Source organism: Paraburkholderia sp., from assembly GCF_049581445.1.
Taxonomy (GTDB): domain Bacteria; phylum Pseudomonadota; class Gammaproteobacteria; order Burkholderiales; family Burkholderiaceae; genus Paraburkholderia.
Map to the genome: position 1 here is coordinate 1 of NZ_JBAURZ010000243.1, position 1,987 is coordinate 1,987.

Consider the following 1,987-nt stretch of genomic DNA (forward strand, 5'->3'; position numbering starts at 1 on the left):
GCCGCCGCGCGCGCTCGAGGACTGGCAGGCGTTTGTCGCGCTGATGGCGACCGTGTGCGCGCGCGACTCAGCGTGGCCGGCCGAGTTCGAGCTGATCCGTCGTTGGTACGAGCCGCACCTCGAGCGCAATCACGACGATGCCGCGATCCGGCACGCCGATCTGTTGCAGATGGAAAGCATCGCGGGCACCTACGCTTCGCGCGAGCGCTTCCTGACCGAGTTGACGCTCGATCCGCCCGACGCCACCAGCGACGAATCCGGGGTGCCGTTGCTCGACGAGGACTATCTGATTCTGTCGACGATTCACTCCGCGAAGGGCCAGGAGTGGCGCAACGTGTTCGTCCTGAATGGTGTGGACGGCTGCATTCCCTCGGATCTCGGTACTGGTAGCGAGGAGGAGATTGAAGAGGAGCGGCGGCTGCTCTATGTGGCAATGACGCGCGCGAAGGAGGATCTGCATCTCGTCGTGCCGCAGCGTTTCTACGTGCACAACCAGACGCATCTGGGCGACCGCCACGTCTGGGCGTCGCGCAGCCGTTTCATTCCTGCGCATCTGCTGCCGCTGTTCGACACTTACGCCTGGCCGCGCGTGCCGGTGCCGGCGGTGCCAGGCGCGGCGGGTCTGGCAGCCGCGGCGCAGGCGAAGATCGCGATTGCCGCAAAGCTGAAGAAAATGTGGGATTGAGGGCGGCGGCGCCGCCCTTTAACGCAATTAGCGCGCTTGCTTGGACGGGGCCTGTTGTTGACGCGGCGGCGGCGTAAAGAAGGCGCGCAGCCACGAGGCGAGGCGCGTGAAGACATCGTACGGCTCTTCGACAAAGATGTCGGGCTTCAGCAGACGCAGATATTCCATGATCTGCTGGGCTTCCTGCTTCTGGAACGAGCCGTGCGAAATGCCCAGACGCAACAGGCCGCGCAATTCGCCGAGCTTTTCGCGCGCGGTGCTGCCTACGGTCGTTTCGCAGGCCACCTTGGCTTCGTAGACCCGCTGGCGCAGCGATTCCACCAGCCGCCACGCGGGCGTCTGCATCTCTTCTTCAAGCGCCTGGATGTCCCTCGCTGCGCCCTTGATCTGTGCGGCAAGCGGGTCGATCAGCGACGCATCGCCTTCCGATTCCCTCACGATGGCCGCCGCCCAGTCATGGCACTGCTTGGCCAGTTCCTCAGGAGTCCATTCCGAGCGCGCCGCGAAGCCGAAGCCGAACTCGGTGGCCTGCTGCATCAAAATCGCGACGACATCTGGGAACTCCTTGTCCAGCGTACGTTTGGCCCACGCATACTGGCCGCCCTGCAACATCCGCTTCACCGCGTGCTCGGTGAGCGGCAACATGTTGTCGAGCAGCTTGGCGCGCAGAAAATCCTCAAACGACGGCGTGGCGAATTGCGGATCGAGCTTCAGCGAAACCCGCAGAAACGCGTCGAAATCCTTGCGCAGATTCGCGACGGTGTCGTCTTTGAGTGAAAGGGTGATTTGACCCATGTCTTATCCCGTTTGGTCCTCCCGCGTTGCATCGCAAACGTGTCGCCGTCTGCGAACCGCCCCCGTGAGAGAGCGATGTTGATGCTTGACGCGGTTGATCCTGCTTGTTGCCGCATAACCAGCGGGAGTACCTTCCCGACGAGCGGACCTCGACTGCATAACGGCGTAATGGGGTAAAACTTGAGGGCACGGGGCGGCGGGTGTCGCAGCTGGGCATGTCCCGGTCGCAGCCGGGGCACCTGCTGCAGCGCCGCACACGGCTCGGGCAGGGGCAGTGGCGCCGACCCAGGTGAATCGCTCTAGCGGGGCTGCGGTAGATGGAACGGTGCAGCCGGGCCCGTTGAACAGATCCGGCGAACCCGCGCTATTTAAGCACAACGCATTGCCAGACAAAGAACACGGTGAGGCCCACTGCGATGGTCAGCAGCGGCCGGCGCGTCAACGCGCTGACGGCCACGGCGGCTAGCGCGCCGACCAGCTGTGGGTTACGCCAGGTCAGCTCGGCGC

The 1,987-nt window shown here is 64.2% G+C and carries 3 protein-coding genes; 1 reads left to right on the top strand and 2 read right to left on the bottom strand.

The window, feature by feature from the left end:
* Positions 1–685 (top strand): 3'-5' exonuclease (locus WCA85_RS20920; protein WP_424066782.1); only part of this gene is annotated, 685 nt, incomplete at its 5' end.
* Between the two features lie 27 nt (positions 686–712).
* Here WCA85_RS20920 and WCA85_RS20925 read toward each other — a convergent pair.
* Positions 713–1,480 carry a DUF4088 family protein gene (locus WCA85_RS20925; protein ID WP_424066783.1) on the bottom strand — a complete coding sequence of 256 codons (768 nt, stop codon included), beginning with the start codon at positions 1,478–1,480 and terminating at the stop codon, positions 713–715.
* Between the two features lie 364 nt (positions 1,481–1,844).
* A partial coding sequence (locus WCA85_RS20930) for an AzlD domain-containing protein (protein ID WP_424066784.1) occupies positions 1,845–1,987 on the bottom strand: 143 nt, incomplete at its 5' end.